General features: G+C 62.4%; 18 protein-coding genes. 10 read left to right on the plus strand and 8 right to left on the minus strand.

Going from position 1 to position 18342, the window contains the following annotated elements:
* The first annotated feature begins 6 nt into the window (after window positions 1-6).
* A complete protein-coding gene (locus C2138_RS02805; protein WP_108515362.1) occupies window positions 7-1020 on the plus strand; it encodes a phosphotriesterase family protein in 1014 nt (337 codons plus the stop codon).
* A gap of 26 nt (window positions 1021-1046) precedes the next feature.
* Window positions 1047-1664 carry a cysteine hydrolase family protein gene (locus C2138_RS02810; RefSeq protein WP_108515364.1) on the plus strand — a complete coding sequence of 206 codons (618 nt, stop codon included), beginning with the start codon at window positions 1047-1049 and terminating at the stop codon, window positions 1662-1664.
* A 105-nt stretch (window positions 1665-1769) separates the two neighbouring features.
* Here C2138_RS02810 and C2138_RS02815 read toward each other — a convergent pair whose 3' ends face one another.
* The 3 genes from C2138_RS02815 to C2138_RS02825 all read right to left on the minus strand — a co-directional run bounded on the left by C2138_RS02815 (window position 1770) and on the right by C2138_RS02825 (window position 4350).
* Window positions 1770-2405 carry a cyclase family protein gene (locus C2138_RS02815; protein ID WP_108515366.1) on the minus strand — a complete coding sequence of 212 codons (636 nt, stop codon included), beginning with the start codon at window positions 2403-2405 and terminating at the stop codon, window positions 1770-1772.
* Window positions 2406-2498: 93 nt separating this feature from the next.
* A complete protein-coding gene (locus C2138_RS02820; RefSeq protein ID WP_108515368.1) occupies window positions 2499-3509 on the minus strand; it encodes a phosphotriesterase family protein in 1011 nt (336 codons plus the stop codon).
* Between the two features lie 43 nt (window positions 3510-3552).
* Window positions 3553-4350 (minus strand): sulfite exporter TauE/SafE family protein, encoded by a 798-nt coding sequence (locus C2138_RS02825; RefSeq protein WP_108515370.1) that lies wholly within the window; start codon window positions 4348-4350, stop codon window positions 3553-3555.
* A gap of 82 nt (window positions 4351-4432) precedes the next feature.
* Here C2138_RS02825 and C2138_RS02830 point away from each other — a divergent pair, with 82 nt between their 5' ends.
* From C2138_RS02830 to C2138_RS02840, 3 genes are read left to right on the plus strand one after another with little or no spacing between them, the layout of a single operon-like run.
* Entirely contained in the window at window positions 4433-5260 is an 828-nt protein-coding gene (locus tag C2138_RS02830) for an N-acyl homoserine lactonase family protein (RefSeq protein ID WP_159078117.1), read from the plus strand.
* 58 nt (window positions 5261-5318) lie between these two features.
* On the plus strand, window positions 5319-5819 hold the full coding sequence (gene purE / locus C2138_RS02835; protein ID WP_199286561.1) for a 5-(carboxyamino)imidazole ribonucleotide mutase: 501 nt from the start codon (window positions 5319-5321) through the stop codon (window positions 5817-5819).
* 28 nt (window positions 5820-5847) lie between these two features.
* Window positions 5848-7179 carry an LCP family protein gene (locus tag C2138_RS02840; protein ID WP_241961156.1) on the plus strand — a complete coding sequence of 444 codons (1332 nt, stop codon included), beginning with the start codon at window positions 5848-5850 and terminating at the stop codon, window positions 7177-7179.
* Between the two features lie 36 nt (window positions 7180-7215).
* Here C2138_RS02840 and C2138_RS02845 read toward each other — a convergent pair whose 3' ends face one another.
* From C2138_RS02845 to rfbB, 3 genes are all read right to left on the minus strand, one after another.
* A complete protein-coding gene (locus C2138_RS02845) occupies window positions 7216-8385 on the minus strand; it encodes a glycosyltransferase family 4 protein (RefSeq protein ID WP_108515373.1) in 1170 nt (389 codons plus the stop codon).
* Window positions 8382-9269, minus strand: coding sequence for a dTDP-4-dehydrorhamnose reductase (gene rfbD / locus C2138_RS02850; RefSeq protein WP_108515375.1), 888 nt, complete (start codon window positions 9267-9269; stop codon window positions 8382-8384). Before rfbD ends, C2138_RS02845 begins: the two co-directional genes overlap by 4 nt.
* 80 nt (window positions 9270-9349) lie before the next feature.
* A complete protein-coding gene (gene rfbB / locus C2138_RS02855; RefSeq protein ID WP_108515376.1) occupies window positions 9350-10345 on the minus strand; it encodes a dTDP-glucose 4,6-dehydratase in 996 nt (331 codons plus the stop codon).
* A 279-nt stretch (window positions 10346-10624) separates the two neighbouring features.
* On the opposite strand from rfbB, the gene C2138_RS02860 reads away from it, so the two are divergent.
* Both C2138_RS02860 and C2138_RS02865 read left to right on the plus strand, forming a co-directional pair.
* The gene (locus C2138_RS02860) at window positions 10625-12637 is read left to right on the plus strand and encodes a cell wall-binding repeat-containing protein (protein WP_206749482.1); all 2013 of its coding nucleotides are present in this window, start codon (window positions 10625-10627) and stop codon (window positions 12635-12637) included.
* Window positions 12638-12704: 67 nt separating this feature from the next.
* Window positions 12705-13646 carry a glycosyltransferase domain-containing protein gene (locus C2138_RS02865; RefSeq protein WP_108515380.1) on the plus strand — a complete coding sequence of 314 codons (942 nt, stop codon included), beginning with the start codon at window positions 12705-12707 and terminating at the stop codon, window positions 13644-13646.
* On the opposite strand, the gene C2138_RS02870 is transcribed toward C2138_RS02865, so the two are convergent.
* A complete protein-coding gene (locus C2138_RS02870; RefSeq protein WP_206749483.1) occupies window positions 13643-14458 on the minus strand; it encodes a glycosyltransferase family 2 protein in 816 nt (271 codons plus the stop codon). The genes C2138_RS02865 and C2138_RS02870 overlap by 4 nt on opposite strands.
* Window positions 14459-14629: 171 nt before the next feature.
* Here C2138_RS02870 and C2138_RS02875 point away from each other — a divergent pair, with 171 nt between their 5' ends.
* The 3 genes from C2138_RS02875 (at window position 14630) to C2138_RS02885 (ending at window position 17407) form a co-directional block, all read left to right on the plus strand.
* Window positions 14630-15241, plus strand: a complete 612-nt coding sequence (locus C2138_RS02875; protein ID WP_108515383.1) for a dTDP-4-dehydrorhamnose 3,5-epimerase family protein — start codon at window positions 14630-14632, stop codon at window positions 15239-15241.
* A 2-nt stretch (window positions 15242-15243) separates the two neighbouring features.
* A complete protein-coding gene (gene rfbA, locus C2138_RS02880; RefSeq protein WP_108515385.1) occupies window positions 15244-16119 on the plus strand; it encodes a glucose-1-phosphate thymidylyltransferase RfbA in 876 nt (291 codons plus the stop codon).
* Between the two features lie 76 nt (window positions 16120-16195).
* Entirely contained in the window at window positions 16196-17407 is a 1212-nt protein-coding gene (locus tag C2138_RS02885; protein WP_108515387.1) for a cell wall-binding repeat-containing protein, read from the plus strand.
* A gap of 15 nt (window positions 17408-17422) precedes the next feature.
* Here C2138_RS02885 and C2138_RS02890 read toward each other — a convergent pair whose 3' ends face one another.
* Window positions 17423-18301: a glycosyltransferase family 2 protein gene (locus C2138_RS02890; protein ID WP_108515389.1), complete on the minus strand. Its 879-nt coding sequence runs from the start codon at window positions 18299-18301 to the stop codon at window positions 17423-17425.
* Window positions 18302-18342 lie beyond the last annotated feature (41 nt).

Consider the following 18342-nt stretch of genomic DNA (forward strand, 5'->3'; position numbering starts at 1 on the left):
ATCCCTATGCCAATCCACACCGCCCTTGGCCCCATCGAGCCGCACGAACTTGGCGCGACCTCGATGCACGAGCACGTGCTGAGCGACCTCTCCCTCTGGAGCAAGCCGCGGGTGGAGGAGCCTCCGGCCGGCGTGCCCATGGGGCCTGGCTTGCGCAGCTACCTCGCCTGGAACGCTCTCTCCCTGCCCGAGAACCTCATCCTCGATGACATCGATGTTGCCGTCGAAGAGCTGTCGACCGTCGCCGCGGCCGGAGGCTCTGCGATCGTCGAGCTGACCCTGGACGGCATGGGCGCCCGCGTCTCAGAGCTGCCCGAGATCTCGCGTCGCTCCGGCGTCCATGTCATCATCGGCGCCGGGTTCTATGTCGAGGAGACCTACCCCGAGCGGGTAGCGGGGCTCAGCGTCGACGAGCTCACCGAAGTACTTCTGACTCAGCTGCGCGACGGACGCGACGGCGTCATCCCAGCGATCCTCGGCGAGATCGGAACAAGCTGGCCCATCACCGACGCCGAATGGCGGATGGTGCGCGCGGCCGGCCGTGCGGGTGCCGAAACAGGAACGACCGTCTACATGCATCAGTCGTTCCGCGGGCCGGGCGGCATTGATGTTCTGAACGTCCTCCTCGAAGAGGGGATGCCCGCCGACCGCATCATCATCGGTCACCTCGACGAGTACTTCGACAAGGGCTACCACCGCGAGATCGCCCAGTCGGGAGCGATCCTCGGCTACGACACCTTCGGAACCGACTTCCACTACGGCTCGACGGCGCTGCGGTGCCCGACCGACGCCGAGCGTCTTGACATGGTGGAGTGGCTCGCGGGGGAGGGTCACGCGAAGCAGCTCATCATCGCCGCCGACGTGTGGTCGCAGGGCAACCTGCGCCGCAACGGCGGCAACGGCTACGACCACCTCTTTCGCCGCATCGGCCCCGCCATCACGCGCATCGCGGGCGACAACGGCGAGCTCATCTCCACGATCATGATCGACAATCCGCGTCGCCTTTTGAACCGCCCCTAGCGCCGCATCTCCCGAAAGGAACCACCATGAGTGCACCAAGCAGCGCCCCCATCAGTGTCACGGGCAACGCCGTTCTTGTTGTTGTCGACATCCAGGGAGGGTCTGGGGACCCTGCGCAGCCAGAGTCGGGCATCCCGCTCATGGGTGGCAAGGAGGGTCGTGCGCCCAAGGTCAAGAACCTCATCGCGCGCTGCCGCCAGGCCGGCGTGCCGGTGGTGTTCATCCAGGAGGTGCACAAGCCGAGCCTCGTCGACATTGGTCGCGAGCTCGACGGTGCCGAAGGCCCCCACTGCGTCGAGGGAGAGGATGGCACGGCGCTCGCCGACTGGATCGACCCACAGCCCAACGAGTTTGTGATTCGCAAGCGCCGATACTCGGCGTTCTTCGGCACAGAACTCGAGATCGTGCTCAAGGCGTATAAGGCCGAGACCCTATTTCTTGTCGGCGGGCTCACGGATGTGTGCATTCATTACACGGCGGTCGACGCACACCAGCACGACTACTTCGTTCGTGTGCTCACGGACTGCGTCGGCGGGTCGAGCGAGCGTGCGCATCAGGCATCACTCGAGGCGATCGAGTACCTGCAGCGCGATGCGCTCGTCACGAGCGATGGTGTGCTCGAGTGGCTCAACACCGTCGGGTAGTAGCAACTGCGGAGTGTGGATGCTCGGCCCAGCCGGTGACGATCCACACAGCAGAAACCCCCTCGGCGCTGCAGCGTCGAGGGGGTTTCTGCGCGGGGCGGGTGGCTAGTAGGCCAGCGGCAGCAGAACGGTCGGAGCCGGTGCGGCCTCGCGCCCCTCGAAGGGAACGGGCTGGCAGACCATCATGTAGTCGCCGGGCTCGACATCCGCGAGGTTCGCGTTTTCGAGGATGACGATTCCTGCGCCACAGAGGATGACGTGGGTCGGCCACTTCTCGGTGTTGGCCGGTGCCTCGATGGTCATGTAGTCGTTGGCGGCGAACAGCACGCCGTTGTCGGCGAGCCACTGAGCAGCCTCGGGGCCGAGGCCCACCCAGGTCGGCGATTTCTCAGCGCGCGTGAGCGCATCCGTGGAGTTGCGGGTCTTGAAGAGAACGCGCTTGGCGTCACCGATGCCAGCCTGCTGCAGGTCGGCGGGGGTGATCTCTTCTTCGACGTGGCGCAGGTCGAGCACGCGGGCGGGGCCGACGACGTTGTCGAGAGCGATCTCGTCGACGGTCGTTCCGCCTTCGACGAAGTGAGAGGGCGCATCAACGTGCGTGCCGGTGTGGGCGCCGATGAGCCAGCGCGAGACGTCGGACGGGTAGCCGTTTTTGATCTCCTCGACCATCTCGAAGGTGGGGCGGCGACCCCAGTGAAGCATTTCCGGGGTCACTTTGATGTTGATGTCGAGCGCGCTCATGGTGATCTCCTTGCAGTGGTCGCCAGATAGTTCTATCTGGGTCGGGGGCGGTGGCGTTAGTTCGTGGTGGTGAGTGGTCGATGTTCTCTTCGGTTATTCCCCGAACATTGCCCGGCGGGGGTTGTCGACGAAGATCATTTGAAGGGTTTCGTTAGAGATACCGGCGCGCGTCGCGGCCTCGGTGAACTCCTCGAAGAGGAAGGTGAGGCCGGGCCCGCCGTGGGAGGCCTGGTGCGACCGTTGACTCACATCCTGCGAGAGCAGGATCTTCTCGCCGTAACCGGCGTCGATCACGGTGCCGAGGTAGTCGATGCGACGCTCAAGCTCGTTGTTGCTGACCTGCCCGCCGGACTTGACGGCCATCATGCAGTCGTACTCGATGTAGACGCCGCGGCGCAGCAGGTCGAGGGAGTACTCGATGTTCTTGACGGTGTCGGTGTGGCCGATCACGATGCGCTCGGGCTCGACGCCCTCCTGCACGAGGATGTCGATCTGCGCTTCGCCCGTGGGGAACGACGGCGCGTGGGTGCTGACCATGACGCCTGTCTCGGCGGCTGCCCGTCCTGCGGCGCGAAAGGAGCGTTCCTCCTGGGCGGTGATGTGGGGCAGATCGCTCGCGATCTCGCCGAGGAATCCGGCGCGCACACCGGTTCCGGGAATCTCGTCGACGAGGTCAGCAATCAGGTAGTCCGCGATCTGGTTGACCGAGTTGCGATCCCACCATTCCGTGTCGAAGTAGTGCTGAAAGTAGTGGCCGGTGCCCAGGATTACGGTGACGCCCGTCTCCTCGGCGATCGCCTTCGTGGCGGCGACGTTGGCGATCGAGCGCGATCCGGTCGTCGGGTTCTGGATGAGGTTGGCCGGGTTGCGATCGAAATAGACGGGGGCGGCGTGGTTGCTGAGCTCGCCGTTGGTCATATCCCAGAGGGTCTTGCCCCCTGCGGCGACGAAGAGGTTGATGTCGGCGACGCGCTCGTCCCAGACGGTCATGAGGCCGTCGCGCGGCTCACTCGGGGTCATGTTGATGAAGACGTGCTCGTGGGGGAGCGTGAGCCCCATCTCGCTGCCGACGATGGGTCCCGTTACCGACTCAACTGTGCGCATGGACAAACTGTATCCGATTCTTCAAGAAATGGATCCATTTGTGTCAACGGTTCTTTCGCTTCGCCCTAAGGTCAGAGACAATCAGGCGAATCGCCAGAGCGGCAAGCAAGATTCCGAACAGGATGTTCCCCACCCCTGCGGGGATGAGGAACGCCAGAGCGCCCCCGGCAAACGTGAAGGCCGCGCCGACCAGTCCCACCGTCAGTCCCTCGCGAAGCAGAACGTTCTTGCGGCGCAGGTTCGAAATCGTTGAGGTGATGCCGCCGGGGATAATGGCGACCAGCGACGTGCCCCGGGCATCAAGCTCGCCCACCCCGAATCCGAGGATGAGGGCGGGCACGATGAACACCCCGCCACCCACGCCGAGGAGCCCGGCGAGAACGCCGAATGCGACGCCGATGAGCGGGAGAAGGATGATGTGCCAGGCGTCCATGTCGAGGGCGCCATCGATGCTCTCTGGCATGGCGAGCAGCATCCGCACGGCCACAGCGAGCATGAATGCGATAAAGATCCAGCGGAGCGTTCGCTGGGGCAGCTTGGCTAGAAGCAGGCTGCCGATCTGCCCGCCGATCACAATGCCCACCGCAAGGAGCCCGGCCACGCGCCAGTCGATGGCGCCATTGGCGACATAAAAGGCCGCCGCGGCAATGGAGATCGGCACGACCGCAAGCAGGGACGTGCCGGTCGCCCGCCGCTGCTCGATCCCGAGGAGGAGCACGAGGGCGGGAACAATGATGATGCCCCCACCGACTCCGAAGAGCCCGGAGAGAATTCCGGCGATCGCTCCAATGGCGACGAGGGTTGCGGTGTAGCGCAGGGGGCGGGGTTCGGTCGGTGCCATGGGATTCCTTCTCACGGGCGAGAGTCCTTCTCGCGTATGGTGTATCCAATTATCTAAAGTTGTATCCACTCTAGGGGATCGTGTGAGTACAGTCGCATCCTGCGGTGCCTTCGACGAGACCTGGGCAGAGCGCTTTGCTCTGCTCGGCGCCCCACGAAAGCTCGTCCCGCTGGTGCTCGGTTACGAACCCATCGCGGAGTCCCTGTCGATTGCGGGCGGCCGACGCGATCGGTTTCTGCTTGAGCCGGTTACGGGGGCGGCAATCGTTTATGACGACGCATGGTTTCTCATCGATACGGGCTTCGACGTCGACGTCATTCGGGATCCGGAGCGTCGACGGCAACGCTTCAACTACGACAGCTACACCGCGGTCGTGCCGCCGGGAGACCCTCTCGCCGACCAAGTAGCGGCGGCGGGCCTCTCGTGGGGGGCGCTCGCCGCATGCGCCGTCTCACACCTGCACGGCGATCATTCCGGCGGGCTCCGCCTCGTCGCCCCTCACGCCCCCATGCTCGTGCAGGCCGATGAATGGAGCTTCGCCGTCGACGTCGCCGGGGTGCGCGATGTGTACTTTCGTGAGGACTACCTCCGCCCAGACCTCCACGTGCTTCTCCTTGACGGGGACACCGTGATTGCGCCGGGGCTTACCGCCCTCGATACCCGCGGCCACACCCCAGGTCATCAGTCATTCAGGGTCGATCTCGCCGACAAATCGATCGTGCTCGCGTGCGACGCCGCAGACCTCAGGGAGTGCATCGAACAGGTCCGCCCCTGTGGGTTCACGGCACGGCCGGGCGATGCGGATGCTGCGCTCGCCGCCATCCAACGGCTGGCCGCGCTCGATCAAGAAGATGGTGTTGAGGTGTGGCCGGGCCATGATCCCGACTGGCACGCGTGGCAGCGGGCGTGAGCCGCGCCGCATCGCGCCTCGCAAGTTTCCCGCAGTAGGCGGCGCTAATATCGACACCATGCCCGAAACTCTCGTGTCCATCATCATGGGATCCGACTCTGACTGGAATGTCATGGCCGACGCCGCAGCGCTCCTCACTGAGTTCGGCGTAGCCCACGAGGTTGAGGTCGTTTCGGCGCACCGCACACCAGACAAGATGATCGCGTTCGGCCGCGAAGCTGCGAGCCGCGGCATCCGCGTCATCATCGCTGGCGCTGGCGGCGCCGCCCACCTTCCCGGCATGGTTGCCTCGGTGACGACTCTGCCCGTGATCGGTGTTCCCGTGCCACTGGCGCGGCTCGACGGCATGGATTCGCTGCTCTCCATCGTGCAGATGCCAGCCGGAATCCCCGTTGCGACCGTCTCGATCGGCGGCGCCACGAACGCTGGTCTGCTTGCCGTGCGCATTCTCGCCTCATCAGATCCCGTGCTGTCGGAGGCTGTCGCGCAGTACTCCCGAGAGCTCGAGTCGACCGTTGAGGGCAAGAACGCTGCGTTGAAGGCGCGAATCGGCGCGTGATAGCCCGACGATACGAAGGACGGAACCGGTGAGCGACAGCACACTTCCGGTGCGGTATCCCAACATCCGTTCTCGTCGGATCATGACCACGAGGGCGTGGTGGCTCGTGCTGCTCAACGTGCTCATCCCCGGCTCGGTGCAGGTGCTCGCCGGCAACCGCCGCTTCGGGCGTTTCGGCCTGGGCGCGACCATCGTCTTCTGGGCTCTCGCTCTCGTGGCCATCGTCGTCTTCTTTATCAACAGCAATATCCTCATTGCTCTCGGCACCAATGTGATCGCTCTCACGATCATTCAAATCGTGCTCATCGCCTATGCAGTGCTGTGGCTTGCCCTCAGCTTCGACACTCTGCGGCTGGTGCGGATCGTTCGGGCCGCCCCCGGAGCCCGCCCGCTCATCGCCGCCCTCGCGGTGATTGCGCTCCTCGCAACGGCGGGTAGTGCGGCCTACGCGGCCAACCTCGCCGGGGTCGCTCGCAACACCATTTCCGAGGTTTTCACGAGCGGGGACTACGCCGAGCCCGTCGACGGCCGCTACAACATCATGCTTCTCGGCGGCGATGCCGGGCCAGACCGTGAGGGGCTGCGCCCCGACAGCATCTCCGTCGTCAGCGTTGACGCTGAGACGGGGTCGACGACGATCATCGGCCTTCCCCGCAACTTCGAGCAGGCCACGTTCTCCGAGGGATCGCCCATGTTTGGCCCGTTCCCCAACGGCTATGACTGCGGGGATGAGTGCCTGCTCGGCTACCTCTACACCGAGGGCGAGCAGCGCCCAGAGCTCTATCCGGATGCCGAGGCACAGGGCAGCAACGCCGGAACCGAGGCCATGCGCGATGCGGTTGAGGGCATCACCGGCCTCACCATCCAGTACTACGTGCTCATTGATATGCAGGGCTTCTCGCAGCTCATCGACGCGCTCGGAGGCATCGACATCGATGTGCCTGAGCGGCTTGCCTACGGTCCTGTGACGAGTAGAACCCCGTATGGCTACTTCGAGGCTGGCCCTCAGCACCTCAACGGGGAGATGGCGCTGTGGTACGCGCGCTCGCGGTTCGACGGCAACGACCTTCAGCGCATGGAGCGGCAGCGCCAGGTGCAGGAGGCCATCATTCAGCAGATGGATCCCGCCAACGTCGTCACCAAGTTCCAGGCCATCACCGAGGCGGGGGCGGATGTCGTCAAGACCGACATCCCGAAGGTCATGCTCTCGCGGTTCGTCGAGATTGCCGCCAAGTCCCAGTCGCTGCCGATCAACGCCCTCGAACTGGTTCCGCCGCAGGTCGACACCCTCAACCCCGACTACCCGGCGATTCACACGCTCGTGCAGGAGTCCCTGCTGAGCCCGTCGCCGAGCGAGTAGCCGTGTCGTTGTGCCGTGATTGTCGTTGTGCCGCGGTTATAGGTCGGCGTGGAGCTGCCAGACCTGCTGCGCGGATGCTTCCCAGCTGAAGGCGCGCGCCCGGTCGAGGCCGAGAAAGCGCATGCGCTGCAGCGCCTCGTCGTCGTTGACGACCGATGAGATCGCCTGAGCCAGTCGTTCTGAGTAGCTCTCGGGGTCGGCCGTCGCGACCGTGAAGCCTGCACCGCCCGCGACCTCGACGAGTGCCGTGGCATCGGAATGCACGACAGGGGTGCCCAGGCTGAATGCCTCCACGATCGGCAGCCCAAAACCCTCGGCGATGCTCGGCAAGACGAACACCGTTGCCCGCTCGATAACGACGGCGAGGTCGGCGTCGGCAACGAACCCGAGGGTGCGCACGCGATCGGGGGAGAGGCCCGCCTCTGCGGTGACCGCGGCGACGTCGATGCCGCCCCAGCCTTCTGGCCCCGCAATGAGCAACGGCAGGTCAACGGAATCGGGGTGGGCCAGCGATCGGATCAGCTCTGCGAGTCGCTTGCGCGGCTCGAGGGTGCCCACGGCCAGGATGTAGCGCTCCGGCAGCCCCAGACGCTCTGCCCGGGCATCGGCATCGATGGGGCGTCTGAGTTTTGCGCTGACAGCGCCGCCGATCACGCGGATGCGGTCGCCAAAGTCCATAATCTCGGTGAGTTCGCGGGCCACGGCATGGGTTGGCACCACAACGGCGTCGGCGTGGCGGTGAGCCCGCTTTGCCATTGTCTTGTGGAATGCAACGCCGTTGCGCGTAAGGGTCTCGGGGTGAGTCCACGGCACGACATCGTGAATGGTGGCGACCGTCTGGTTGCCGGCGTCACGGTTGCGGTCGTGAGGAAACAGCGGGGCGAGGGCGCTCGTGGCGTGAGTCATGCCGAACATGGGCCGGCGATCGCCGTCGGCGTCGCGCCCGGGAACGGGGATGCCGAGCCGCCATGCGGCCGCGAGCTCCCGCCGCGGCAGGTCAAGGGAGATGAGCGATGACAGACCGGGAAGAAGGGTCGTGATGCGGTTGCGGTCTTCTTCCGCGACGCGAGAGACGACCCCCGCCACGGTGCACCCCTCGGGCGCCGTCTCAACCAGATGACGCGTGAGTTCTTCTGTGTAACGGCCGATGCCGCCGGGAACCGGGGCGGCAAGCTGATCGACGATTACGCGGAGCTCAATGGTCATGACTTCGCTATCGACGTTGTCGCGATGGCCTCGGCGAGGCTCTCCTTCCACGGCCGCATCGGCGAGAAGCCTGCGCGTCCCCACGCGTCGTGGCCCAGCACAGAATAGGCGGGGCGCGGCGCGGGTCGCACAAAGGTTGCGCTGTCGGTAGGCAGAACGTTGTCGGGGTTGAGCCCGCTCAAGCGAAAGATCTCCCGCGTGAAGTCAAACCAGCTTGCCTCGCCGCTGTTGGTGCCGTGATAGATGCCGGCGGGAGCATCCGCCTCCACCAGTTCGACGATGCGGCGAGCAAGATCCACGGTCCAGGTGGGCTGGCCGACCTGGTCGGTCACCACGCTCACCGTGTCGCGTTCGCGACCAAGGCGCAGCATCGTTTTGACAAAGTTGGAGCCGTGCTCGCCATAGATCCAGGCGGTGCGCACAATGTGGGTGCGGCCGGGGTTGTTCTCCAGGGCCAGACGCTCGCCCTCTGCCTTGGTGCGGCCGTAGGCCGAGACCGGGTTTACGGGTTCCGTCTCGGCGTACGGCGTCGTCGCCGTGCCGTCGAAAACATAGTCGGTCGATACCTGCACGAGCATGGCGCCGTTCTCGGCAGCCGCCGTCGCGAGGTTACCAGCGCCGGTCGCGTTGATCGCGTATGCGGTGTCTTCATCGCTCTCGGCGTCGTCGACCTTGGTATAGGCGGCGGCGTTGATGATCACGTCATGACCCGCGGATGCTGCACGCACGGCATCGAGGTCGGTGATGTCCAGCGCGTCACGGCCGAGTGCCGTCACGGTGTGGGAGGTCTCGGCGAGCACGGCCTGCAGGTCTCGGCCCAGCATCCCGTTCGCTCCGGCGATAAGGATGGTCAGCTGCGGATCGGGCGCCGGGTCAAAGCTCATTGGTTCAGTGTACCGAGACAGAATGTGCGCCCCCTATCGGAGGCGCACAGTCCGGTGAGACGGAGGGTGGTGGGCAGGCTCTACTGACCTTGAGCTTTGTACCGGGCTTCGGTTGCATCCTTCTGCGGGGCCCACCATGACTCGTTGTCGCGGTACCACTCGATGGTCGCGGCAAGGCCAGCTTCGAAGTCGGAGAACGACGGAGCCCAGCCGAGTTCGGTGCGCAGTCGAGTTGAGTCGATCGCGTAGCGAAGGTCGTGGCCAGGGCGGTCGTTCACATGGTCATACGCGTCGGCGGGCTGGCCGAGCAGGGTGAGGATCAGCTCGATGACCTCTGTGTTGTTCTTCTCGCCGTCGGCGCCGATGAGGTAGGTCTCGCCGATGACGCCCTTCTCCAGAATCGTGAGCACAGCGGAGGAATGGTCGTTCGCGTGGATCCAGTCGCGCACGTTCTCGCCCGTGCCATACAGCTTGGGGCGCTCACCGCGCAGCACATTGGTGATCTGGCGCGGGATGAACTTCTCGACGTGCTGGTAGGGCCCGTAGTTGTTGGAGCAGTTCGAGATCGTGGCCTTCACGCCGAACGAGCGCACCCATGCGCGCACCAGAAGGTCGCTGCCCGCCTTCGTCGACGAGTAGGGGCTCGACGGGTTGTAGGGAGTCTTTTCGGTGAACCGCTCCGGGTCGTCCAGCTCGAGGTCGCCATAGACCTCGTCGGTCGAGATGTGGTGGAAGCGGATGTCGTGCTTACGCGCCGCCTCAAGAAGCGTGTAGGTGCCGATGATGTTCGTGTCGAGGAACGGCCGCGGGTCATCAAGCGAGTTGTCGTTGTGGCTCTCCGCCGCGTAGTGCACGACCGCGTCGTGACGTGCAAACAGCTCATCGACGAGGGGAGCGTCGCAGATGTCGCCCTTGACGAACTCAAACCGGTCGGCGGGCAGGCCATCGAGAGAGGCGAGGTTGCCGGCATATGTGAGCTTGTCCAGCACGGTCACAGAGTGCTCGGTCTCGGCGAGAACGTAGTGCACAAAGTTCGATCCGATAAACCCGGCTCCGCCGGTGACGAGAATTCTCATGGGGCCTGCTTTCGCGTCGCTGATACTCCTGGCAAAGCCTACCGCTACCCCGCACCGGCGCTCGCGGGTCGTTCGGCAGCTGCTGTTGACCGGTCGGCGTTGACGGTGTCGCGGTGCGGCGACTTTCCGACGAAGTTCGACGATGACAAGGTCGAGGTTGGCTAGTATCGGTCTCGGTGAACACGGGATCAAGGGGTCGATAACATGCTGCGTGCGTCGAAGGATAGGGTTCGGGGTCGCGGACCTCGTCGGAAGACTAGATCGACGTGGGTGGCGACCATGGTTGTCGGCATTCTGCTCTTGAGCGTTGGGCTCGTCGCCGTGCAGCCCGCGCAGGAGGCGGCCGCACTTAGTGGTTCGGACTTCAGAGCTGGATACATCATCGATGACTCGAAGTTCTATGACGCGAACGCCATGACTCAGGCCGAGATCCAAGCGTTTCTCAATGCCAGAATCGGTGTCTGCAAGAATGACCGTTGCCTAAACAACGGGGGATTCCCGACAGTTTCAAAACCTCGGTCGGTTTCGGATTCGACGGGTAACTTGCGCTGTGGCGCCTACCAAGGGAACGGCTCCCTGGAGCTTGCGGCAGCCATCATTTACAAGGTTCAGCAAGCGTGCGGAATCAGCGCAAAGGTCATCCTGGTCACGCTCCAGAAGGAACAAGGGCTGGTCACTAAAAACGAGCCTTCAATCGCGGCGCTGAATCGTGCCATGGGGTTCAACTGTCCGGATACGGCCCCGTGCGACCCCGCGTTCTTCGGGTTCTTCAACCAGGTATATGAGGGCGCTAAGCAACTCAACACGTACAGGGCAGCGCGCTTCGCTACTCAGCCTGGGGTTAGAAACATTGCGTTCTATCCCGCGAGCGCGCAGGGTCCATCACTCTGTGGTTACAACAGCCCGACCGGCGGCGCAACGAATGTCAACATCCAGAACTACGCCACTGCGGCTCTGTACAGCTATACGCCGTATCAGCCGAATGCAGCTGCCCTCGCAAATCTCTTTGGAACGGGAGATTCCTGCTCGTCGTATGGAAACCGGAACTTCTGGGTCTACTACTCCACGTGGTTTGGAAGCCCCATCGGTGACCCGACCGGCGCACTTCAATCCGTCACCGTTTCCGCCAACGCCGTAACGGTCACTGGCTGGGCAATCGATGCTGACGCTCCGAACTCCGCGGTAAATGTGCGGGTTCGTGGGGCCGGTTGGAGTGTGCTGATTCCGGCAAACCAGCCGAATACGTCGGCTGGTGCAGGGACAAACCACGGCTTTGGCGGCACCTTTGCATCGTCGATTGGCCAACAGGAGATCTGTGTCGACGCGCAGAATATCGGCATGGGTTCCGATGTTCTGATCGGCTGCCTGTCGGTAACCGTGCCTAGTGCCGCGACCCCCAGTCGAATCGACGCAACAGATAGGTACAACACCGCTCTTCGAGTGTCGATCAATAACTTCTCGCCGGGCGTAGACGCTGTTTATATTGCGGCAGGCGAGAACTTCCCCGATGCCCTGAGCGCGGTACCCGCTGCCGCATCGCAGAGCGCTCCACTGCTTCTTGTCGCTTCATCTAGTGCGGCGCCGAGCATTTTGGCAGAGATCCGACGGCTGGCGCCGAAAAAGATTGTCATTGTCGGTGGCACCGCTGTCATCACTGATTCGGTGGAGGCGGAGCTTGCGGCAATTGCGCCCGTTGAGCGCATGTCTGGAGGGGACCGCTATCACACGTCGCTCGCAGTCGGGGAATCAGTGGGAATTCTTAAATCGGGCAGAGCATATGTGGCAACGGGAGCGAACTTTCCGGACGCCATCTCAGCGGCTGCCGCTGCCGGATTCCAGGATGCCCCGCTGATCTTGGTCGACGGAACGGCTACTTCGGTGCACCCTGATGTTGCGAATGCTCTCGCGCGGTGGGGTGTCGTCGACGTCACAATAGTCGGCGGTCCTCAAGCCGTGTCAGACGCCATGGTTGCGTCGATCGATGCGCTCCCCGGCGTTAGTGTCAGGCCACGGCTCGCGGGAGTAGATCGCTACTCCACCTCAGTCGCAGTGAACAGGGCTGCGTTTCCCACGTACTCGGGCGCGTTCATCGCCACTGGATTGAGTTTTGCCGACGGGCTAACCGGCGGTGCGGTGGCAGGGCGAGATGGAAGCCCGCTATTCCTCGCTCCGACTACGTGCGTACCTTCTGCAGTGATTGACTCTCTTCGAACTGCTGGGGCAAGCAAGGTGCAGCTACTCGGCGGCGTACAGGCTCTCGGAGCGGGAGTGATGACCCTCGCGCCATGCTGAGGCGCATGTCGTTACACTGCAAAGGAGCCTTTGCTAGGCTTCAAGGAACGTCGGGGAGGGCACATAAGTGAGTTCGGCATCACCGCGCCGCGTTCTCTACACGGCACTTATGGGCCAGTACGAAAAGCTCAACGAGCAGCCGCTTGCGCACAGCTCCACTGTCGATTTCGTCTGCTTCACCGATGATCCAGAGCTCACCAGCGAGACCTGGAAGATCCGCCTGGTGGAGCCTCGATTTCCGATGGATAGCATCCGAAGTGCCCGATACTTCAAGACTCGCGGATACACCCTCTTCGCTGATTACGACGAGTCGTTGTGGATCGACAACAGCGTGCGGTTACGCGTCACCCCTGAGGTCATCCTCGATTCATGGCTTGTCGATGCTGACATCGCGATCCCGCGCCATAGCTTTAGAAAGACGGTCATCGGTGAGTTCGACACCGTTGCGACTGACGGTTATGACGACCCAGCACGCGTCTATGAACAGCTGATCCATTACTCTTCGATCCGTCCGAACACGCTGCAAGAACTGCCGTATTGGACGGCTCTCGTAGCCCGCAGGCATACGGCAGAGGTCGATGCTGCAATGTCACTCTGGCACGACCACATTTTGCGATATTCGCGTCGCGACCAACTCTCCATCAACTTCGTGGCTGGAAGCACTGCCCTGCCTGTCAAGGCGATCGAGATCGACAACCTGGGCTCGGAGTGGCACGAGTGGCCGGTGCGCGCGGAGCGCAAATGGAGCCTGACCCAGGATCGACTTGCGAATGCTCTCCGTGTGCCGAGCGTCGAAGTCGGCCGGCTCGAGAACGACCTCAATCTCTTGAAGCAACAAATCGCCGAAGCCGAGAAATCCCAGCTTCAGGAGGTCGAGAAGTGGCAAGAGGATGTCGCCGTCGCTCGCGAGGAGCTTCATCAGATCTATAGATCGACGCTCTCCTGGCGACTTACGCAGCCGTTGCGTGCTGTGTCGACGTGGATCGGTCGAGCACGCAGGCGCGGTTAGCGCTGAACGCGCCTGACCGGAATGCGGTCGCGGTCTTTGAGCCAGGTGTAGAAGAGTTCCTTCTGATCAAATATGGCGTGTCCTTGATCTAGCTCGCTCAGCACAAACTCCACCGGCGTTTTCACCATTCGCAGGGGCCAGCCGTTTCGCGCGCCGTAGTGACTCATCCAGATGTCTTCCATAAAAAGGAAGCGTTGGGGGATAGCGGTAAAGAAGCGGTTATCGTCGACGATCGCTGCATCGACGATGCTGCCGCCGGTGCCCACGTGGTCGGCCCGTTCGCCGGTTTCGGTGATCTGCTGACGATTCCAGTATGCGCCGTCGTTCTTCCATGCCCACAGTCCCGAAATTGACTCGGGACTGTATGCCGTGAGCAGGTCTGATACGAATTCCGGTCCGGGGATCTGATCATCGTCAAGCATGACGAACGGCCCGCTGTAGCCGCGTCGTACCAGTTCCCGTGCGGCAACAAAACGCGCAATCCCGCCAATGTTCGTGGGTGATGTAAAAATCTCAACACTGTCGAGCGATCCAACAGCAGCAAACTGCCGGATCGTGGTCGTGTAAAGCTGTTCGTTTTCAGGCTTGTTGTTCCACAGCACGAGCCTTAGGGGTCTGCTTGTGTGCTGTTCGTCGACTATTCGCAGGATGTCACCGATGCGCCCGGGGCGGTTCCATAGGCAGATGACGATCGGGAGGCTGTCAGAGGATGGAGTGCCGAGAAGCTGCGAAAACTCTATTCTCGATGCCAGTAAAGCAGCGTATCCACGGGCGAGCTTGAGTCGTGCCGGGGTGGCGGCAACTCGACGCACCAGCGCAATGGCGCTAGCGCCAGCGGATCCGAACCGGCGACTTTCGGTCACGAGTCTCTGATGAATCGGCATGCTCGACTTTCGTGTGAATAGTTTGGATGGATGCCCTCAGGCATCGTCTACCATCATGCCCGAGTACGTGGCATGTGGCCGTCTTGCTAGACTCGCGGTGTGCAAATCCGCGAGCTTTCTATTCCGGACTCTTACGAAATCACTCCGAAGCAGTTGGGGGATGATCGTGGTGTCTTTCTTGAGTGGTACCGTTTCGACAAGTTGAGCGAGGCTGTCGGACACCCGCTCGACCTCCGCCAAGCGAACACTTCTGTCTCCAAAAAGGGCGTAGTACGCGGCATTCACTTTGCTGATGTTCCGCGGGGACAGGCGAAGTACGTCACGGTAACGCATGGAGCGGTGCTCGACTACGTGATCGACATACGGGTGGGTTCCCCAACTTTTGGGCAGTGGGATTCCGTGCTGCTCGACACCGTTGATCGCCGGGCCATTTACATTGCCGAGGGCCTCGGCCACGCCTTCGTATCGCTCACCGACGATGCGACCGTCAGCTACCTCGTAAGCGATGTTTACAACGCTCCCGCGGAGCACGGTATCAATCCGCTCGACGAGGCTGTTGGGCTCGTTTTTCCTGCCGAAGTCGGGGACTTACTGCTGTCTCCCAAAGACACAGAAGCTCCGGGGCTGCATGAAGCAGCCGCGATGGGCATGCTGCCGGAGTGGAGCAACGTGCGCAAATTCTACGATTCGTTGAATGGGATGGTGGGCTAGCCATGCGCGGAATCATTCTTGCTGGTGGTTCTGGGTCGCGACTGTGGCCCATTACTCGTGGCATTTCGAAGCAGCTCATGCCCATCTACGACAAGCCAATGATCTATTACCCCCTGTCGACGCTCATGATGGCGGGCATCAACGAGATTCTTGTTATCACGACAGCGGAGTATAACTCGCAGTTTAGGGCTCTTCTTGGTGACGGCAGCGACCTCGGAATCCGCATCGAGTACGCGGTGCAGCCGTCACCTGACGGGCTTGCTCAGGCGTTTATCATCGGAGAAGAGTTCATCGGAGACGAGAGTGTCGCACTCGTCCTAGGTGACAATATTTTTCATGGTGCCGGTCTCGGCTCGTCGCTTCGTCAGCACGGAGAGATCGAGGGTGGCCTCATCTTTGCCCACCAGGTCGCCGACCCAACGGCGTACGGCGTAGTCGAATTTGATGACAACATGGCGGCGGTGTCGATCGAGGAGAAGCCGAAGAACCCTCGGAGCAATTTCGCAGTGCCTGGATTGTACTTCTACGACAATTCTGTGATTGAGATCGCTAAATCGATTGAGCCGAGCGCTCGGGGTGAGCTGGAGATCTCCACTGTGAACGAGCGTTATCTGGCCAGCGGAAAGCTGCGGGTGCAGGTGCTCGACAGGGGCACGGCCTGGCTTGACACGGGAACGTTTGAGTCGATGATGCAGGCATCCGAGTATGTGAAGGTAATCGAGGATCGCCAGGGCTTCAAGATCGGATGCATCGAGGAGATCGCTTGGCGTGCCGGGTGGATCACGGATGAGCAACTCGCCGAGCTTGCCAGCCCTCTCGAAAAGAGTGGATACGGTGCTTATCTAAAGCGCTTGTTGGCAGCAAAGGCCACCAATTAAGTACGCTTCGCAGAACCTCGTCGCTACCCCTGAATGGGGTGTGTTGCTGCTCCTCTGATATTGCTTCAGTTATCGGATGCGTATATTGGGCCGTGCCCTTCTCCTTCTGTTCTTGAGTGGGTTAATGCTGGCGGCGGGCGCAGGGGTCACCAGCGCGTCGCCCGGCGTTCCTGGTGATGGGCTCGGTAACGGAACGACCCGCATCTCTGGTGCTGATCGATACGCGACGGCGATTGCGATTTCTCAGAACTACGCACCGGGAGTCCCCGTCGTTTATGTGGCGACGGGAAGCAACTATCCAGACGCCTTAAGCGCAGCGCCCGCCGCAGCTTCACAAGGCGGCCCTCTGCTCCTAACTCTGCCGGACGCATTGCCGAGTTCTGTGCGCATGGAGCTTCAGCGGTTGAGCCCGCAACAGATCGTTGTCGTGGGCGGCCCATCTGCGGTTGGCGATGCAGTCTACGGCCAGCTCGAAGGGCTTTCCTCCTCTGTGCGGCGCGACTCGGGGGTAGACCGCTACTCGACTTCGAGGATCGTCACCGAACGGGCGTTTGGTGTGTCTGGATCGTCGAGGGTCTTTATCGCCACCGGCGAAAACTTCCCCGACGCCCTGAGCGCATCAGCAGCGGCTGGTGCGAGTTCTTCAGGGGTGATTCTTGTCCAGGGTGCGGCTGGCTCAGTAGATCTAGCTACTCGAGGCCTGCTGGTGACCCTTCGCGCCACGGCGGTGTCGATTGCCGGTGGATCTGCAGTCGTGAGTGACGGAATCGAGAATTCACTTCGCCAGTTGCCTGCTGTTACCGACGTTGCGCGATTGTCGGGCGTGGATCGTTACTCCACGTCGCTGGCGATCAACCGCGCATCATTCCCATCGGCGTCCCGCGCCTTCCTCGCAGTCGGCACGGGCTTTGCCGATGCGCTCGCGGGAGCTGCGCTTGCAGGTGCTGGCGGTGCGCCTCTCTACATCATCCCGGGGCACTGCGTTCCCGATTCCGTTCTCGCGGAGTTCAGCCGTATGGGCGTCGGCAGCGTCGTCCTGCTTGGGGGAGATCAGGCGCTCGCCCCTGCGATCGGGGAAAGGTTGCCGTGTTCGCAGTACATTCCGCCTGCTCCACCTGCTCCTATTCTGCCCCCCTTATCCGGGAACCCGGGCGACTCGAAGAATTGCTCTGACTTCCGAACCTGGGCCGAGGCGCAGGCGTGGTTCGATCGCTATTTCCCGCTGTATGGAGACGTGGCGAAACTTGATAGCGATGGAGACGGAATCGCGTGCGAAACGCTGAAATGACGTCGACTCACGTTATTAGCTACGGTCGCGAAGCCGCCGACCTTCGATAGAGGCTCGTGCTGAAAGACCCAAGCGAAGCGCTACTCGCACCGGCCAGAGCAAGGGGCCCGCATACTTTCGCGACAGAAACTGGCTCGCGCTCTTGTGATGCTCGTGCAGCATCCGCTCGGATGTCTCTGCGGTTGAATGGGCTCCGGAATGGACCACTCGCGCGTTAGGGCGATAGATGTTGCGAAAACCGGCTTTGCCGAGTCGGGCGCCAAGATCTACATCTTCGAAATACATGAAGTAGCTCTCGTCGAAACCTCCGAGCATGCTCAGGGCATCGCGCCGCACTAGAACGCATGCGCCTGATAGCCATCCCGCGTCGCGGGCGCTCTCGTCCCAGTCATTACGGTAAGCCCTGCTCCAGCGGTTGCGGGGCCACAAGTTCGCAAACAACGCGTGGCCGACGCCCATTCGAAGTGAGGGCACACGTCGAGCCGAGGGGTATAGCTCACCTTCGGCCGTGAGAATGGCCGGCCCGACCGATCCAACCGACGAGTCTTCGTTCGTCGCCTCGACCAGTGCGTCAATAGATCCGGGGCCGAGTACGACATCGGGGTTAGTAATAAGAACCCAGCGAATCGTCGGTTCGAGTAGGCGCACTGCGCGATTTATGGCGCCACCGTAGCCGGGGTTGTCTTCAAGTGGAACATAGTCGGCGCCGTATGCGGCGGCGATGCCAGCGACGTTCTCATCGTCAGTCGGCTTGTTATCCGCGATGACCAACTGGTGCGGATGAGTCGTCGCAATCTGCACGGAGTCCAGGAAGGAAGGGAGAACCCCGCCCGATCCGAAGCTCACGGTGACGATGCCGAGCTCGAGAGGCTCGTGCGCAGGTGAATTGTCCATTGATGCTCTTATCCTACCGCTCCCAGGGTTGCCAGAATCTG

Origin of the sequence: Salinibacterium hongtaonis (genome assembly GCF_003065485.1) — a bacterium.
Taxonomy (GTDB): Bacteria; Actinomycetota; Actinomycetes; order Actinomycetales; family Microbacteriaceae; genus Homoserinimonas; species Homoserinimonas hongtaonis.

Coding starts and splice junctions, on each gene's coding strand:
- C2138_RS02805 (WP_108515362.1), top strand. CDS start 7: ATGCCAATCCACACCGCCCTTGGCCCCATCGAGCCGCACGAACTTGGC.
- C2138_RS02810 (WP_108515364.1), top strand. CDS start 1,047: ATGAGTGCACCAAGCAGCGCCCCCATCAGTGTCACGGGCAACGCCGTT.
- C2138_RS02815 (WP_108515366.1), bottom strand. CDS start 2,405: ATGAGCGCGCTCGACATCAACATCAAAGTGACCCCGGAAATGCTTCAC.
- C2138_RS02820 (WP_108515368.1), bottom strand. CDS start 3,509: ATGCGCACAGTTGAGTCGGTAACGGGACCCATCGTCGGCAGCGAGATG.
- C2138_RS02825 (WP_108515370.1), bottom strand. CDS start 4,350: ATGGCACCGACCGAACCCCGCCCCCTGCGCTACACCGCAACCCTCGTC.
- purE (WP_199286561.1), top strand. CDS start 5,319: ATGCCCGAAACTCTCGTGTCCATCATCATGGGATCCGACTCTGACTGG.
- C2138_RS02845 (WP_108515373.1), bottom strand. CDS start 8,385: ATGACCATTGAGCTCCGCGTAATCGTCGATCAGCTTGCCGCCCCGGTT.
- rfbD (WP_108515375.1), bottom strand. CDS start 9,269: ATGAGCTTTGACCCGGCGCCCGATCCGCAGCTGACCATCCTTATCGCC.
- rfbB (WP_108515376.1), bottom strand. CDS start 10,345: ATGAGAATTCTCGTCACCGGCGGAGCCGGGTTTATCGGATCGAACTTT.
- C2138_RS02860 (WP_206749482.1), top strand. CDS start 10,625: ATGGTTGTCGGCATTCTGCTCTTGAGCGTTGGGCTCGTCGCCGTGCAG.
- rfbA (WP_108515385.1), top strand. CDS start 15,244: ATGCGCGGAATCATTCTTGCTGGTGGTTCTGGGTCGCGACTGTGGCCC.
- C2138_RS02885 (WP_108515387.1), top strand. CDS start 16,196: ATGCGTATATTGGGCCGTGCCCTTCTCCTTCTGTTCTTGAGTGGGTTA.
- C2138_RS02890 (WP_108515389.1), bottom strand. CDS start 18,301: ATGGACAATTCACCTGCGCACGAGCCTCTCGAGCTCGGCATCGTCACC.